The sequence below is a fragment of the Streptomyces sp. NPDC028331 genome, from assembly GCF_055565775.1.
The window spans coordinates 59,103-73,348 of sequence record NZ_JBVHTR010000019.1 but is presented as its reverse complement, the minus strand read 5'-3'; the positions used below and the strand labels follow the sequence as shown (position 1 = coordinate 73,348).

At 70.6% G+C, this 14,246-nt stretch carries 13 protein-coding genes; 5 read left to right on the top strand and 8 right to left on the bottom strand.

Going from position 1 to position 14,246, the window contains the following annotated elements; all coding sequences use genetic code 11:
• Window positions 1–79 precede the first annotated feature (79 nt).
• Window positions 80–1,045: a LysR family transcriptional regulator gene (locus ACZ4SW_RS25960; RefSeq protein WP_468250413.1), complete on the top strand. Its 966-nt coding sequence runs from the start codon at window positions 80–82 to the stop codon at window positions 1,043–1,045.
• A gap of 146 nt (window positions 1,046–1,191) precedes the next feature.
• Here the strand turns inward: ACZ4SW_RS25960 and ACZ4SW_RS25955 are convergent, their stop codons facing one another.
• Genes ACZ4SW_RS25955 through ACZ4SW_RS25940 form a run of 4 tightly spaced genes read right to left on the bottom strand, consistent with a single transcriptional unit; the run spans window position 1,192 to window position 6,116 of the window.
• Window positions 1,192–2,865 carry a glycoside hydrolase family 13 protein gene (locus ACZ4SW_RS25955; protein WP_468250411.1) on the bottom strand — a complete coding sequence of 558 codons (1,674 nt, stop codon included), beginning with the start codon at window positions 2,863–2,865 and terminating at the stop codon, window positions 1,192–1,194.
• Window positions 2,866–2,917: 52 nt separating this feature from the next.
• A complete protein-coding gene (locus ACZ4SW_RS25950; RefSeq protein WP_468250409.1) occupies window positions 2,918–3,751 on the bottom strand; it encodes a carbohydrate ABC transporter permease in 834 nt (277 codons plus the stop codon).
• Window positions 3,748–4,806 carry a carbohydrate ABC transporter permease gene (locus ACZ4SW_RS25945; protein WP_468250407.1) on the bottom strand — a complete coding sequence of 353 codons (1,059 nt, stop codon included), beginning with the start codon at window positions 4,804–4,806 and terminating at the stop codon, window positions 3,748–3,750. The genes ACZ4SW_RS25950 and ACZ4SW_RS25945 overlap by 4 nt, the downstream gene beginning before the upstream one ends.
• A gap of 11 nt (window positions 4,807–4,817) precedes the next feature.
• Window positions 4,818–6,116 (bottom strand): ABC transporter substrate-binding protein, encoded by a 1,299-nt coding sequence (locus ACZ4SW_RS25940; protein ID WP_468250405.1) that lies wholly within the window; start codon window positions 6,114–6,116, stop codon window positions 4,818–4,820.
• A gap of 317 nt (window positions 6,117–6,433) precedes the next feature.
• Here ACZ4SW_RS25940 and ACZ4SW_RS25935 point away from each other — a divergent pair, with 317 nt between their 5' ends.
• Window positions 6,434–7,480 carry a LacI family DNA-binding transcriptional regulator gene (locus tag ACZ4SW_RS25935; protein ID WP_468250403.1) on the top strand — a complete coding sequence of 349 codons (1,047 nt, stop codon included), beginning with the start codon at window positions 6,434–6,436 and terminating at the stop codon, window positions 7,478–7,480.
• A gap of 94 nt (window positions 7,481–7,574) precedes the next feature.
• On the opposite strand, the gene ACZ4SW_RS25930 is transcribed toward ACZ4SW_RS25935, so the two are convergent.
• Together ACZ4SW_RS25930 and ACZ4SW_RS25925 are read right to left on the bottom strand one after the other, a co-directional pair.
• Window positions 7,575–8,162, bottom strand: a complete 588-nt coding sequence (locus tag ACZ4SW_RS25930; RefSeq protein ID WP_468250401.1) for a CGNR zinc finger domain-containing protein — start codon at window positions 8,160–8,162, stop codon at window positions 7,575–7,577.
• Between the two features lie 118 nt (window positions 8,163–8,280).
• Window positions 8,281–8,955: an NADPH-dependent F420 reductase gene (locus ACZ4SW_RS25925; RefSeq protein WP_468250399.1), complete on the bottom strand. Its 675-nt coding sequence runs from the start codon at window positions 8,953–8,955 to the stop codon at window positions 8,281–8,283.
• A 74-nt stretch (window positions 8,956–9,029) separates the two neighbouring features.
• Between ACZ4SW_RS25925 and ACZ4SW_RS25920 the strand changes: the two genes are divergently transcribed.
• Window positions 9,030–9,410, top strand: coding sequence for a winged helix-turn-helix transcriptional regulator (locus ACZ4SW_RS25920; protein WP_468250397.1), 381 nt, complete (start codon window positions 9,030–9,032; stop codon window positions 9,408–9,410).
• Between the two features lie 121 nt (window positions 9,411–9,531).
• On the opposite strand, the gene ACZ4SW_RS25915 is transcribed toward ACZ4SW_RS25920, so the two are convergent.
• Together ACZ4SW_RS25915 and ACZ4SW_RS25910 are read right to left on the bottom strand one after the other, a co-directional pair.
• Window positions 9,532–10,683: a uroporphyrinogen-III synthase gene (locus tag ACZ4SW_RS25915; protein ID WP_468250395.1), complete on the bottom strand. Its 1,152-nt coding sequence runs from the start codon at window positions 10,681–10,683 to the stop codon at window positions 9,532–9,534.
• A gap of 170 nt (window positions 10,684–10,853) precedes the next feature.
• Window positions 10,854–12,236 (bottom strand): nitrate/nitrite transporter, encoded by a 1,383-nt coding sequence (locus ACZ4SW_RS25910; RefSeq protein ID WP_468250393.1) that lies wholly within the window; start codon window positions 12,234–12,236, stop codon window positions 10,854–10,856.
• 544 nt (window positions 12,237–12,780) lie between these two features.
• Here ACZ4SW_RS25910 and ACZ4SW_RS25905 point away from each other — a divergent pair.
• Both ACZ4SW_RS25905 and ACZ4SW_RS25900 read left to right on the top strand, forming a co-directional pair.
• Window positions 12,781–13,383 (top strand): sigma-70 family RNA polymerase sigma factor, encoded by a 603-nt coding sequence (locus ACZ4SW_RS25905; RefSeq protein WP_468250391.1) that lies wholly within the window; start codon window positions 12,781–12,783, stop codon window positions 13,381–13,383.
• Window positions 13,380–14,195: an anti-sigma factor family protein gene (locus tag ACZ4SW_RS25900; RefSeq protein WP_468250389.1), complete on the top strand. Its 816-nt coding sequence runs from the start codon at window positions 13,380–13,382 to the stop codon at window positions 14,193–14,195. The genes ACZ4SW_RS25905 and ACZ4SW_RS25900 overlap by 4 nt, the downstream gene beginning before the upstream one ends.
• Window positions 14,196–14,246: the final 51 nt, after the last annotated feature.

The window sequence follows — 14,246 nt, the reverse complement described above, 5'->3', positions numbered from 1 at the left end:
GAAGCGTCGCCCGGCCCGTGACCTGCGGTCCAACACTTACTCCGTGGCGATTGACGCATCTGGGTTGTAAGTTCGCCGGATGCCCGCCGCCGTCGACCCCCGCCTGCTCCGCGCGTTCCTCGCCGTCGCGGAGGAACTGCACTTCACCCGTGCCGCGGCCCGCCTCTACATCGCCCAGCAGGCGCTGAGCCGGGACATCCGCAGGCTGGAGCGGGAGCTGGGCACCGAGCTGTTCGTCCGTACGACGCGTCAGGTGACGCTGACCCCCGACGGCGAGCGCCTGCTGCCGTACGCGCGCCGGGTGCTGGACGCGCAGGACGACCTCCTCGCCGCCTTCGGGCAGGCGCGCCCGCTGCTGGTCGACCTGAACTCACCGGGCCTGGTCACGGGGCGCAGGGTGCTGCTGCGGGCCCGCGACCTCGCCCCCGGCCTGGAGCTGATGGCCCGCTACGAGAGCGGCCTGACCCATGCCGCGGCCGAAGTGCTCGCGGGCCGGCTGGACGCGTCGTTCGGCCGGTTCGCGGGCCTCCCCCCGGCGCTGCGGGCCGGGCTCGGCCGGCAGCCCGTGCGGTACGAACCGATGGCGCTCATCCTGCCCGAGGACCACCGTCTGGCGTCGCGTGAGGCGGTGCCGCTCGCCGCGCTGGCCGGGGAGACGGTGTACGCAGGCGCCGGCAACCCGCGCACGCCGGAGTGGACCGACCTCGCGCACCGTCTCTTCGACGGGCGGGGCATCCGGGTCGCGCCACCGGTGCCGCTGGCCGTCGGGGAGGAGGAGTTCCAGCGGATCATGGCCAGGACGCGCCACCCGATCCTCGCCGTGGTGGACTTCCCCGCCCTGCCCGGGACGGTGCGGCGCCCGCTCGTCGATCCCGTGCCGCTCTCTCCCGTCTCGCTGGTGTGGCGGCAGGGGCTGTCGCATCCGGGGCTCGATGCGCTTCGACAGGCCGCGGCCGAGATCGCCGCCGCGGAGGGATGGCTGCGGCGGCCCGGGGACGGATGGATCCCGGCCGTCGACGCCGAGAGCATGAACGCCCCGGACTGACGGCGGGGCGTAGGCGGGCGCGAGCCATCCGGGCCGGGCGGCTCGCGCCCGCCTGGTCCCACCAGACCCGGGTGGGTCGGGTGGGACCAGGGTCCGTCCGGTGAGCGGGGAGGGCACCGGACAGGCCCTGGTGTTCCCGTGGACGGCTACACCGCGAGCCAGACCGCGTGGTCCGGTGCCAGCAGGCCGCCCTCGACCGGACCGCTCGCGAGCAGCACCGAGGTGTGCTCCGGCAGCCGGTACGCCTCTGCCGAGAGGTTGACCACGCACAGGAAGCCGGGGTCGCGGTCGAAGGCGAGGACGGAGGCGGGGGCGTCCCGCCAGGTCAGAGTGCCCTCGCCGAGCGCCGGGTGCTCGCGGCGCACGCGCAGGGCCCGGCGGTACAGCTCCAGCATCGACGTCTCGTCGCCGGTCTGCGCCTCCACGCTGCGCTCGCCCCAGCCGGCGGGCTGCGGCAGCCAGGGTGCGGCCGAGGCGCCCTCGGGGCTGAAGCCGAACGGCGCCGTCCGCCCGGACCAGGGGATCGGCACCCGGCAGCCGTCACGGCCGCGCTGCGTGTGCCCGGAGCGCTCCCAGATCGGGTCCTGGAGCACCGACTCGGGCAGGTCCTCCACCTCCGGCAGGCCCAGTTCCTCACCCTGGTAGACGTAGGCGCCGCCGGGCAGGGCGAGCATCAGCAGCGCCGCCGCGCGGGCGCGCCGGGTGCCCAGCTCGACGTCCAGGGGGCCTTCGGGCTCGTAGCGTTCGTTGGCCAGCCACCGCTTGACGGTCCTGCGGCCGTAGCGGCTGACGTGGCGCATCACGTCGTGGTTGGACAGCACCCAGGTGGCGGGGGCGCCCACCGCGCCGAGCATGGCGAGCGAGTCGTCGATGACCGCGCGCAGGTCCTTCGCGTCCCAGCTCGCCATCAGGAAGTCGAAGTTGAACGCGGTGTGCAGGCCGTCGTGGCGGACGTAGGCGGCGAGCCGCTCGGGGGTGTCCGCCCAGGCCTCGGCGACGAAGGAGCGGTCGCCGGGGAACTCGTCGGCCACCTTGCGCCACGCCCGGTAGATCTCGTGGACCTCGTCACGGTCCCAGTGGGGGTGGTCGACGTGCTGCCGGACCCGGTCCTGCGCGTCGTCCCGGCGGGAGAGCGGTCCCAGCACCGCCGGTTCCTGGCGCGGCGGCAGGTCGGGCAGTTCGGGGTGCTTGACGAGTCCGTGCGCCACGTCGATCCGGAACCCGTCCACGCCCCGGCTGAACCAGAACCGCAGGATCGACTCGAACTCGGCCCTCACCTCGGGGTGTTCCCAGTTGAGGTCGGGCTGCTCGGGGGCGAACAGGTGCAGGTACCACTCGCCGTCGGGCAGCCGCGTCCAGGCCGGGCCGCCGAAGGAGGAGACCCAGTCGTTGGGCGGTTCCGCGCCGTCGGGCCCGCGGCCGGGCCGGAAGACGTAGCGCTCACGCTCGGGGCTGCCCGGCCCCGCCGCGAGCGCCGCCCGGAACCAGGCGTGCTGGTCGGAGGTGTGGTTGGGCACGATGTCGGGGATCACGCGGATCCCGTGCCGGTGCGCCTCCTCGATCAGTTCCTCCGCCTCGGCCACGGTGCCGAACAGCGGGTCGATCTCGCGGAAGTCCGCCACGTCGTAACCGTGGTCCGCCATCGGCGACTTGTACCAGGGGTTGATCCAGATGGCGTCGACCCCGAGCGACTTCAGGTACGGCAGACGGGAGCGGATGCCGGCGATGTCGCCGACGCCGTCACCGTTTCCGTCGGCGAAACTGCGGATGTAGATCTGATAGATGACGGCGCTGCGCCACCACGGTGCGGTACCGGACATACGAGTGCGTTACTCCTTGGACGTCGGGAAGGGGCGGCGCGGCGCCGGGTGCCTACTTGGCCGCGCCTGCGGTGAGTCCGGCGACGATACGGCGCTGGAAGAACAGCACCATGATCACCAGCGGGATGGTGACGATGACGCCTGCCGCCATCTGGCTGCCGAACGGCGTCTGGTACGTCGTGGCCCCGGAGAACTTCGAGATCGCGACCGTCGCCGTCTGCATGCCGGGCTTGTTGGTCATCGACAGGGCGATGAGGAACTCGTTCCAGGCGGCGATGAAGGTGATGATCGCGGTGGTGAAGATGCCGGGCGCGGCGAGCGGGATGATGATCCTGCGGAACGCCTGGCCGCGGGTGCAGCCGTCGACCATCGCGGCGTGCTCCAGCTCGTCCGGCATCTGACGGAAGAACGTGGTCAGGTTCCACACCGCCAGCGGCAGCGCGAAGGACATGCTCGGCACGATCATGGCCTGGTAGGTGTTGATCCAGCCGATGTCCGTGAACAGCTTCAGCAGCGGGACCACGATCGACACCACCGGGAACATCGAGGTGGCGATGATCAGTGTGAGGATCAGCCGCTTGAACCGGAACTCCAGCCGGGCCATCGCGTACGCGGTGAACGTGGCCAGCAGCAGCGCCAGCGCCGTGGTGATGCCGGCGACGATCAGGCTGTTGAGCAGCGCCCGTGAGAACCCCTGGGAGGGGCTGAACACCGCCCGGTAGTTCTGGAACGACAGCGGCGAGGGGAACAGCGAGGTGCTGAAGATGTCGTCGTCGCGCCGCAGGCTGGAGACCAGCATCCAGTAGAACGGGGCCAGGCAGTAGGCGACCACCGCGGCGACACCCAGGTACGGCAGCCGCTGACGCCAGGTGGCTGTGAGGGTCATGCCGTCACCTCCGCACGGCGCAGCGCCATGACGCCCCGGCGCCCGGTCCGGCGCTCGCGCCTGGCGCCGCCGTCGCCGACGAGGTCGGCGCCCAGCAGCCGGACGAAGGCGAGCGCGATGAGGAAGACATAGAGGAAGAGGAGCACCGCGTAGGCGGAGGCGGGTCCGAAGCGGACGTTGGAGGCTTCGTTCTGCGCGAGCATCGACAGGGTTTCCACCGAGTTCTTCTGGGCGCCGATGAGGATGTAGGGCAGGTCGAACATCCGCAGCGCGTCAAGGCACCGGAACAGCACCGCCACCAGCAGCGCGGGCTTCACCAGCGGCAGGGTGATGTGCCAGAACCGGCCCCAGGCGGTGGCCCCGTCGATCCGGGCCGCCTCGTAGACCTCCTTCGGGATCACCTGCAGGCCGGCCAGGACCAGCAGCCCGATGAAGGGGGCGGTCTTCCACACGTCGGCGATGACGACCGCGGCCTTGGCCGCGAAGCCGTCGGCGGTCCACAGGACCTGGTGCCCGACGAGGACGTTGGCGATTCCGTCGGCGTTGAAGATCCACCGCCACAGCAGGCCGGAGATGGCGGTGGGAATCGCCCACGGCACGAGGATGCTCGCCCGCACCACGGCCCGGCCCCGGAACGCCTTGTGCATGATCAGTGCCATGGCCACACCGATCACCGTCTCCAGCAGGACCGTGACGACGGTGAAGAGGGTGGTGTTCCAGAAGGCGTTCCAGAACCGGTCACCGGCCTGGGTGAAGATGGCGGTGTAGTTCTTCAGGCCCACGAACGGCTCGGTGTTGCTGATGAAACCGGTCTTGGGGTCCAGCCCCTTCGGCCCGTACAGCGACTCGTTGAGCGCCATGAGCGTCGGGTAGATCACGACGATCGTCAGCACCAGGAGCGTGGGGGAGACCAGCAGCGCCGCCAGCCGGCCGGTGCCCGTGGTGGCACGGGCCCCGGTGTGCCGGCGGCTGCGCAGCGCGGGGGCCCGCCCGGGGCGGTCGACCGCCCCGGGCTCCGGCACGGTGCTTCCGGAAGGGATCTCGGTGTCGGTCATGACCCGGGTCCTCACTGCGCCGTCAGCTTCTGCAGGTCCGCCTGCAGGTCCTTCAGAGCCTGCGAGCTGCTCTTGGTGCCGGACAGGGCGGCGTAGGACTCCTTCTCGATCGCCGAGGTCACGTCCCCGTACTGCACGACCCGCGGGCGCGGCACGGCATGCAGGATGGACTGCTTGAGGACGGGCAGGTACGGGTACTGCTTGTCCAGCGACGCGTCGTCGTACAGGTTCGCGTACGGCGGGGCGAGGGAGGCGGCCTTGAGGAAGTAGCTCGCGCTCTCCTCGCTGCTGAAGAACTTCATGAAGTCCACGGCCGTGGCCTTGTTCTTCGCGAAGGACGACAGGGCCAGGTTGTGACCGCCCAGGCTGGAGGAGCCGGTCCCGTTCAGGCCGGGCAGCGGAGCCACCGCGAACTTCCCCGCGATCGGGCTCTTCTCGGCCAGCGCGTACACGTACGGCCAGTTGCGCAGGAAGACCAGCTTGCCGGACTGGAACGCCTGGCGGCCGTCCTCCTCCTGGTAGGTGATGGCCTCCTTGGGGATCGTCCCGTCCTTGAAGGAGTCGACGAGGAAGTCCAGGCCCTTCTTCGCCTGCGGGGTGTCGACGTCCGGCTTGCCGTTCGCGTCGGTGACGACGCCGCCCGCCGAGTTCACGGCCTCGGAGAAGTTCACCGTCAGGCCCTCGTACTTCTGGAACTGCCCGGCGTAGCAGGACATGCCCTTGGCCTCGGGCAGCTTCTTCACCTTGGCGCAGTCGGCCGTCATCTGGGACCAGGTGGTCGGAGGGCTGGTGATGCCGGCCTTCTTCAGCAGGTCGGTGCGGTAGTACAGCATGCCGCCGTCCGAGCTGCCCGGGACGGCGTACAGACCTCCGCGGTACTTCGCGGTCTCCACCACCGGCTTCAGCATGTTCTGCAGCGGGAACCGGTTGTCGGGCAGGCGGTCGATCCACTGGTGGGCGGCGAACTCCGACGTCCACACGACGTCGAGGGAGAGCACCGTGTAGGCGTCGGACTTCGTCTCCGCGTTCTGGATCATCTGCTGCCGCTGTGAGTCCGCGTCCGTCGGCAGTTGGATGAAGGTGACCTTCTCCTTGGGGTGCAGCTTGTTCCAGCGGTCGATGATCGTCTGGACGGTGCCGGTGGTGTCCTTGCCGGCCACGTACGTGATGGGGCCACGGCCCGTGAACGACGTGCTCTGGGCGTCCTGCCCCGAGCTGCCGCTGCCGCCGGACGAGCCGCAGGCGGTGAGGAGCAGCCCGGCGGCGACGAGCGTCGCCGAACACTGAAGGGCTCTGGTGGTCCTGGTCATCACTGTCTCTCTCCTGGTCGTACGGAACCGAAGGCGCGGCTGACAGTGTTGTCACGGCGTCTTGCGCAGTAAAAACGCAGGTCAGAGAGCATGTGGAAAGTTGCGGGGCAACGTCTTGGGCTCCGCCGAGACAACGCTTGCACGCTAGGAGTGCACTCGAGGGAAGTCAATCGGTAACTTGTCGGTAATACGGACGGGTTCGAGAGAGCAAGATGGCCAATTCACGATCAAAGCGGGCAAATCACCCCGCGTGGAGATCGTGACAGCGCTTTCACGAACCTTCTCTCGGCCGTGGGGTTTTGTGCTAACTTCCGCTCATGTCACCAGCTCAACGGCACCCCACGATGGCCGATGTCGCCGAACGCGCCGGCGTCTCCGTGTCCACCGTCTCGCGCACCCTGCGCGGTCTGACCTCCGTTTCGGCGGACGTCCGCGCCCGGGTCGAACAGGCCGCCAGCGAGCTGGACTTCGCGGTCTCGCGGCAGGCGGCGAGCCTGGTCACGGGGAAGACCGGGGTCGTCGCGGTGCTCGTGCCCACGCTCAACTCGTGGTTCATGGGATCGGCGCTGTCCAGCCTGGGCCCGCTGCTGCGCGCGGCCGGCATGGGGCTGAACGTCTACGTCATCCCGGACATGGCCGAGCGCACCTCGTTCTTCGAGCACCTCCCGGCCCGGCGGAACGCCGACGCGCTCCTCGTCTTCGGCTTCGACCTCACCGACGAGGAGATGGCACGGCTGGACGACCTCGGGATGCCGGTGATCTACGTCAGCCAGCACGCCAAGGGCCGCCCCAGCGTCTACGTCGACGACGTGGCCGGAGGCTGCAAGGCCACCCGGCACCTGCTCAACCTCGGGCACCGCAGGATCGCCTTCGTGCCGACGGTGGGTGCCACCGGCTTCACCTTCAGCTCGCGCGAACGGCTGCTCGGCTACCGGCAGGCGCTCGCCGAGGCCGGCATACCCCTGGACGACGAGCTGGTGGTCACCATGTCGGTCGAGGACAAGCGCGGCCTCAGGGCGGGGATAGGCGCGCTGCTGAGCCTGCGGGAGCCGCCCACGGCGGTCTTCGCCGAGCAGGACGAGCTGGCCGTCGCCGTCGTCCACACCCTGCGCGCGGCACGGATCCAGGTGCCCGAGCGGATGTCCGTCATCGGCTTCGACGACCACCAGGTGGCCGAGTGGTTCGATCTGTCCACGATCGCCCAGTCACCCTCGGACATGGGCCGGGAGGCCGGGGAACTCGCCCTGAAGCTCATCGACGACCCCGAGGCCGACCGCACGCCCCACATCGTCCTGCCCACCCACCTGATCCCTCGCGCGACCACCGCGCCCCCCGGCGGCGCGGTGACCGAGCCAAGCGGGTGAACCCCGAGGCGGCGGGCGGGAGTCCGGCGACGGAACCTTCGTCCCGGTGCCGCGGCGGGCAGCGTTTGCCCGGCGGACGTCGCCTGCCGCGACACTACGTCCGCGCCAGCGCCGCCCGTCTGCGGTGGCGGGCCACCCGCTCCCGGTTGCCGCACACCTCGCTCGAGCACCAGCGGCGGCGCCGGCCCCGGGACGTGTCCAGGTAGACGATCGGGCAGTTGTCCCCCTCGCACCGCCGCAGGCTCGCCCTGGCCTTCGGATCGGTCAGCAGCTCTATGGCCTCGCGGGCCACCGCCGCCAGCAGGTCCTCGCAGGTCGGCAGCGCGCGCAGCCGTCGTACCAGCGCGCCGTCCTCCGTACGGACCGCGCACGGCGCGGGCGGTGCGCTCCGGGCCGCCGCGTTGACCCGGGCCAGCGCCCCGTCCGCCGGACACCCGTCCAGCTCCCCGCCCACCAACCGGCCGAGGTCCTCGCGCAGTTCGCGGAACGCCCGCAGCCAGCCGGCGTCCACCCCGGTCAGCGGGGTGCCCGGCGGCACCAGCCCGGCTCCGGTGATCCACGCCCGCAACCGGTCCACCGAGTCGAGCCGTTCCTCGGGATGGGTCGTGGCGAGCAGGTCCAGACAGATCCGCCCGGAGCCGAACCGCAACGTGTACGAGGCCGTGACCGTGCCGGATGCCATGAGCCTGTCACCGCCTTGGAGTCGCCTGCTCGCCCCCTTTACAGTGCCCGCCCGCACACGCCCCGGGAAGGCCCCGATCGCCACGGCGTCACCGACTGGGCACGAGACCGTCGCGGCACTAGTGGCCGGGATCGGATCGGATGCCAGGCCCCGGTCCGGCCGCGTATGCCAGCGGAGGGGCGATCGCCTGCGCATCCGCTCCCTCGCCGACCCACAGGGCGATGAACAGCGCGGCGGTCGCTTCCAGGAGTCCCGCACGTTCGAGACCGCCGCCGGCCACGGGTTCGCAGCCCACGTCCTGCACCAACTCGCGTACGCGCGCGAGGGCCGTCTCGTCGTCCCCGCAGACCGGCACGGCCAGCGGCCGCCCGTCGAAGACCGGCGGACGCATGCGCCACACGTCCTCGTGACAGAGGTTGAAAGCCTTGACCACGTAAGCCCCCGGTGCCGCCGCGGCCAGTCGCTGCGCGGCCGACGGGCCTCCTTCCGTCAGCAGCCGGAAGCCCGGCCCGACCGGGTTGGAGCAGTCGAGCAGCACCTTGCCCTCCAGGGCCGTGCGCAGGCCCCGTGCCACGTCTGCCCCCACCCCGAAGGGCAGCGCGGCCAGGACCACCTGACCGGACTCGGCCGCCGCGCGCAGACCGGCAGGCTTCGCGCCGCCTCCGAGGCGCGTCGCGAGCCGCTCCGCCTTGTGCGCGTCCCGTCCCCCGACGATCACCTCGTGCCCGGCCCGCACCCAGTGGGCCGCGAGCGCGTCGGCCATGTTGCCCGTTCCCAGTACGCCGATCCTCATCACAGGTTCCCTCTCCGCGCGTGCTTCGACCGTTCACACCGACGCTAGAAGGCGGTTCGGGCACCATTTGGTAGGTGACGACCGACGCCTTCATCGCCGACTGCCGCGCCCGCCTCGCCTTCGACCTGCTCTCCAACACCTGGAACGCCGTGGTGATCTGGGCGCTGCGCGACGGTCCAAGGCGCCCGGTCGAACTACGGGAGCGGATCGGGGGCATCAGCTCCAAGGTCCTCAACGAGACCCTGCGTCGGCTGCAGTTCAACGGACTGGTCGACCGGCAGGCGCCCCCCGACGCCCCGTCACGGGTCGAGTACCGGCTCACCGCTCTGGGGCGGACCTTGCTGGCGCCCATCGACGCCGTCGGCGCATGGGCCTTCGAGCACGGTGACGAGGTCATGGCCGCCCAGGAAGCAGCATGCGCTCCCGACCCGCAGTCCCCTCCCCCTCCTCGCTGACCCGGTCAACGGCGTGAGCGCAGGCGTCGCCGGCAGACGAGCGCATGCCCCAGGGTGAGGACCGCGCGTGTCGGCCGCCGTCGGGGCGAGCGCGAGGGCCGCGATCGCCCACCGTCGCGGCTCACACGTCCGCGTACTTGGAATCCGCCGCCGGGTCGAGTGCGAGCCGGTAGCCGCGCTTGACCACCGTCTGGATCAGCTTGGGCGCCCCGAGGGCCGTCCGGAGCCGGGCCATCGCCGTCTCCACGGCGTGCTCGTCGCGCCCGGAGCCCGGGAGCGCGCGCAGCAGGTCGGAGCGGGCGACCACCCAGCCGGGCCGCCGGGACAGGGCGCGCAGCAGGGACATTCCGGCGGGCGGTACGGGCCGCAGCGCCCCGTCCACCATGACCGCGTGCCCGCGGATCTCCACCCGGTGGCCGGCGATGGGCAGCGTACGGGCCCGGGCGGGCAGTTCCTGGCACAGGAGCTGGACGAGCGGGCCGAGCCGGAAGCGTTCGGGCTGGATCGTGTCGATGCCGCGGGCCTGGAGCGGCAGCGCGGTGACGGGACCGACGCAGGCGGGCAGTACGTCGTGGTTCAGGGCGGCGAGCACCTCCGGCAGCAGCCCCCGCTCCTCGGCCCGGGACAGCAGCGACGCGGCGGCGGGTGCGCTGGTGAAGGTGAGCGCTTCCAGGCCCCGGGCGACGATCGCGTCGAGGAGCCGGTCCATGGGCCCGATGTCCTCCGGCGGCATCCACCGGTACACCGGCACCCCCACGACCTCGGCGCCCCCTTCCCGCAGCGCCTCCACGAAGCCGGGCAGCGGCTCGCCGTGCAACTGGACGGCGATGCGGAGGCCCTCGACGCCCTCTTCGAGGAGCCGGTCGAGCACCTCGGCCATGGACTCGGAACTGGGCGACCACTCCTCGGTCAGCCCGGCCGCCCGTATCGCGCCCTTGACCTTCGGGCCGCGCGCGAGCAGCCGCACCCCGCGCAGCCGGGCGAGCAGGTCCTCCCCGAGCCCCCAGCCGTCGGCGGCCTCGATCCAGCCGCGGAAGCCGATCGCGGTGGTGGCGACCGCGATGTCCGGCACGTGCTCGATCAACTCCTTGGTGGCGGCGAGCAGTTCACCGTCGTCGGCGAGCGGCACGATGCGCAGGGCCGGCGCATGCAGCACGCACGCGCCGCGCCGCTGGAGCAGGGCCCCCAGCTCGTCGGCGCGCCGCGCGGCCGTCACGCCCACGGTGAACCCCGCCAGGGGGCCGTGTTCTGGTCGCTGCTGGTTGTCGTACATGGCTCTCGTCCCGCACTCGAGTCGGCGTACCGGTGGCCACATGGCTGTGAACACCGGTCGTACGCGTCGTACCTACATGCCGACCGAGCCTGTCAACGGCTCGTGACAGGCTCGGTTCGGCTTCATGTCGCCGGTGTTACGTCACACCTCGGCGTGGCTGAGCCGCCGCTTCACACTTCCGCATAGCTGAGCTGCTGCTTCGCCTCGGAGGAGGAAGCGTTGGCCCGGGCTTGGGCGGCCGGGCGGCGAAGGTATACGGCCCACGTGACCGCGAAGGCCACGGCGTAGAAGGCGAGGAAGGCGACGAAGGCGCCGGTGCCGGAGCCGTAGGAGAGGAAGGACTGCCGGAAGGCGAGGTTGATGCCGACGCCGCCGAGCGCGCCCACGGCCCCGATGAGGCCCATGGAGGCACCGGACAGCCGCCGCCCGTACGCCGCGGCCTCCTCGCCCTCGAGACCCTTGGCGACGGCCTTGGCCTGGAAGATGCCGGGGATCATCTTGTACGTCGACCCGTTGCCGAGCCCGCTGAGCACGAACAGCACCACGAACGCGGCGGTGAACAGCGGCAGCGACTTCTGCATGCTCGCGAAGACCAGGACGGCGGTGGCCGCGCCCATGGCGACGAAGTTCCACAGCGTGATCTTCGAGCCGCCGTAGCGGTCGGCGAGCCAGCCGCCCACGGGACGGATCAGCGAACCGAGCAGCGGGCCGATGAAGGTGACGTAGGCCGCCTGCAGCGGGGTGCGCCCGAACTGGTTCTGCAGCACCTGCCCGAAGGCGAAGCTGTAGCCGATGAACGAGCCGAAGGTGCCGATGTAGAGGAAGGACATGATCCAGGTGTGCGCGTCCTTCGCGGCGTCCTTGGCGGCGCCGGTGTCGTTCTTCACGGAGGCGAGGTTGTCCATGAAGAGGGCGGCGAGCACGGCGGCGACCACGATCAGCGGGATGTAGATCCCGAGCAGCACGCGCGGCCCGCCGCTCGCGCCGATGATCGCGAGGGCGACGAGCTGGATGACCGGCACGCCGATGTTGCCGCCGCCCGCGTTGAGGCCGAGGGCCCACCCCTTCTTCCGCAGCGGGAAGAAGGCGTTGATGTTGGTCATCGAGGACGCGAAGTTGCCGCCGCCGATGCCGGCGAGGAGCCCGACGACGAGGAAGGCGGAGAAGGAGGTCCCCGGCTTCATCACGGCGAAGGCGGCGATCGTCGGGATGAGCAGCAGACTCGCGGAGATGATCGTCCAGTTGCGCCCGCCGAAGATCGCGACCGCGAAGGTGTAGGGGACGCGGACGACGGCGCCGACGAGCGTGACCATGGACGTGAGCATGAACTTGTCGGCGGGGGTCAGCCCGTACTTCGGGCCCATGAAGAGCACGAGGACCGACCACATGGTCCAGATCGAGAACCCGATGTGCTCGGAGAAGACGGAGAACCAGAGGTTGCGCCGGGCGGTCTTCTCCCCGGTCTCGTTCCAGAACGTCTCGTCCTCGGGGTCCCACTGCTCGATCCAGCGGCCCCCCCTGCCGGCGGCGGGGGCTGTGCTCGGGGCTGTCATGACGCCTCCACGGTTGTGCGGTGCCCAGGTGTCGTACGCGGTGATGAGTCCCGAAGGTAGGGAGGACGCGTTTCCGTGCTGTGGCACCGAGTGACCGGAAGGGAACGTTGCTCTCACGGGGCGGGGAGGCGCGCGGTGAGGGAAAAGGTCCCGGCGGTCCGGTCGCATGACGGATGAAGGCGCTGAAACGGAAAGGAAAGCCCTGGAAAGGGAGACCATCCTCATGTGACGGAAAGGGGAAAGTTGCCGATAAATTCGGCTCAAACCGGGCAGTCCGCACCCGTCTCTCGACAATTTCTCCACCTGAGTCAAGCCAAATTTTCACACGGCGATCTTGGCCGACCCGGGAGTGAAGCGCCGACCGGTGTGACCTGGGTCTCCAGGGTGCGGCAGCCGTATGTCCCCTTGGGGGAGAAATGGGTGCCCAGGAGTAAGGGCTTCCACACCTTCTCCAAGAAATTTGTGCTGTCGCTTTGAACACAGCGGCCCCCTCACGCGTACCCGGATGTGAGCGACCGACTGGGGGAACCCCCGGACACCGGAGGTGGGCGTGCGCAAGGATTCCGCCGTGGCTGATGAACGAAAGCGGCCCAGGGCCCGACATCGCATGACCTCGTCCGCTTCCTCGGCGTCCTCGACCGAGCCGGACGAGGAGCTGATGCGTGCCCTGTATCGAGAACATGCGGGACCCCTGCTCGCCTACGTGCTGCGCCTGGTCGCGGGCGACCGGCAGCGCGCCGAGGACGTCGTGCAGGAGACGCTCATCCGTGCCTGGAAGAACGCCGGCCAGCTCAACCGAGCGACCGGTTCGGTACGCCCCTGGCTGGTGACGGTCGCCCGGCGCATCGTCATCGACGGCCACCGCAGCCGGCAGGCCCGGCCGCAGGAGGTCGACCCGTCGCCGCTGGAGGTCATCCCCGCGGAGGACGAGATCGACAAGGCGTTGTGGCTGATGACACTGTCGGACGCGCTGGAAGACCTGACCCCTGCTCACAGGGAGGTCCTGGTCGAAACGTACTTCAAAGGGCGTACGGTCAATGAGGCGGCCGAAACGCTCGGCATCCCCAGCGGAACGGTGCGCTCCAGGGTGTTCTACGCCCTGCGGTCGATGAAGCTGGCACTGGAGGAGCGGGGGGTGACGGCATGAGCAACCTGTACGGGGGATTCGGCACTGGTGGCCCCGGGGCCGTGAGAGGCGGTCCCCAGGGGCAGGGCGACATCCATGAAACCGTCGGCGCCTACGCCCTCGGCATCCTGGACGACGCGGAGGCGACCGCCTTCGAGGCGCACCTCGCCACCTGCGACTGGTGTGCCCAGCAGCTCGACGACCTGGCCGGCATGGAACCGATGCTGGCCGCGCTCGCCGACATGCCGGGCAGCCAGGGCACCCCGGCCATCGGCGAATCCCTGTCCGCCAAACCCAGCCCACGGCTGGTGGAGCGGCTCGTCGACGAGATCTCCGAGCGGCGCGCCCAGAAGCGGCGGCGCGGCTTCTACCTCGTCGCGGCCGCCGCCGCGCTGATCATCGGCGGCCCGCTCGCCGTGATGGCGGTGAACGGCGGCGGCAGCGACACCCCCGGCACGGTGGCGGCGGCCTCGCCCGCCAAGGCCGCCTTCCAGACCATGACCGACAAGGTCTCGGCGACCGACCCGACCACCGGGGTCAGCGCCACGGTCGCGATGGCGGCCAAGGACTGGGGCACCAGCGGCGTCGTGGAGCTGAAGGGCGTCAAGGGCCCGCTCAAGTGCTCCCTGATCGCCGTCGGCAAGAACGGCGAGCGCGAGACGCTCTCCACCTGGTCCGTCCCGACGTGGGGCTACGGCATCCCCGACGGCAAGACGGAGGAGGCGAAGAACCCGCTCTACGTGAGCGGCGCCGCCGCGTTCACACCCAACCAGATCGACCACTTCGAGGTCATGACGCTGGACGGGAAGAAGCTGGTGGAGGTGAAGGCGTAGGCGCCCCCCACCGCCCTGAGCGCTTCCCCGCGGCGTGCGTCCCGGCCACGC